The sequence below is a fragment of the Dietzia sp. UBA5065 genome (assembly GCA_002415925.1).
GTDB lineage: Bacteria > Actinomycetota > Actinomycetes > Mycobacteriales > Mycobacteriaceae > Dietzia.
This window is the reverse complement of the sequence record DIAZ01000174.1, coordinates 35,651-36,679: the sequence shown is the minus strand read 5'-3', so window position 1 is coordinate 36,679 and position 1,029 is coordinate 35,651. Positions and strand designations below refer to the sequence as shown.

The window sequence follows — 1,029 nt, the reverse complement described above, 5'->3', positions numbered from 1 at the left end:
CGGCTTACGCTGCCCCCCTGGACCGAACCGCCATCGCAACCCCGCGAAAACCGAGCATCCGGCCAGCGCACGCCGAAGGGGCAGCGCAAGCCGTAGGGGCAGCGCAAGCCGGAGGGGCAGCGTAAGCCGGGAGCCGTCCGCGGCGCGAACGCAAAAAGACCCCCTGGTCAGTGTTTCCACTGATCAGGGGGTCTTTCGTGGTAGCGGGGACAGGATTTGAACCTGCGACCTCTGGGTTATGAGCCCAGCGAGCTACCGAGCTGCTCCACCCCGCGTCGATTGCGTCTTTGACAGTACGTCCCTCTCACAACGGAATGCAAATCGGGTGAACGCAGATCGACCGGAACATGACGCAACTCACATCGCGGGTCAGTTCCCCAGCGCCTGGTAGGCGTCGACCGCAGCCTGCAGCTCCTCGAGCGCCGTGCCCAGGTCGGCGAGGTCGCCCCCGCCGCTCTGGGCGGAGCGGACGGCCGCCAGCGCCTCACCGAGGGCCCGCACGGCCGCCGCGCGGTCGGCGTCGCTGCCGCCTCCGGTGGTCGGCGCGGCCGGGGCGGACGGGCGCGGGGCGCTCGCCGCGGCGCCCGGCTTGGCCGCGCTCCCGGCCCGGGCCTCGGCCGCCCCGCTCTCGTCGATCCGCACGACGTTCGGGTCGGCCTCGATGCCCACCTGACGCAGAGCCTCGTACAGGGTGGGCGCGTAGCCCACGGCCCTGTCGTAGGTCACCATCACGCGCAGCAGCCTCGGGAACGCCGACTCCTGGTCCTTGCGCTGGGTGTAGATGGGCTCGACGTAGAGCACCGAGTCGTCGGCCAACGGCAGTGCGAGGAGATTACCCTCGGTGATCTCGGCGGTCTCGCCCCACAGTCGCCGGTCCTGGGCGATCGCCGGGGAGGCGATCATGATGTCCTGCGCCTGGTTGGGGCCCTGCGCGAGCGGTTCGGTCGGCCGCTGGACGCGGACCGTGATGGCGCCGTAGGTGTCCGGGTCCGAGCTGGCGGACATGTGCGCGGCCAGGAACTCGCGCTC

Annotated in this window: 1 protein-coding gene and 1 tRNA gene; both read right to left on the bottom strand. The window is 70.9% G+C overall.

Annotation, left to right across the window (positions count from 1 at the left end; all coding sequences use genetic code 11):
• Positions 1-198: 198 nt before the first annotated feature.
• A tRNA-Met gene (locus B4M60_RS14360) sits at positions 199-275 on the bottom strand.
• Between the two features lie 94 nt (positions 276-369).
• Positions 370-1,029: UPF0182 family protein (locus tag B4M60_RS14355; protein WP_291085510.1), on the bottom strand; the 660-nt coding region annotated here is incomplete at its 5' end.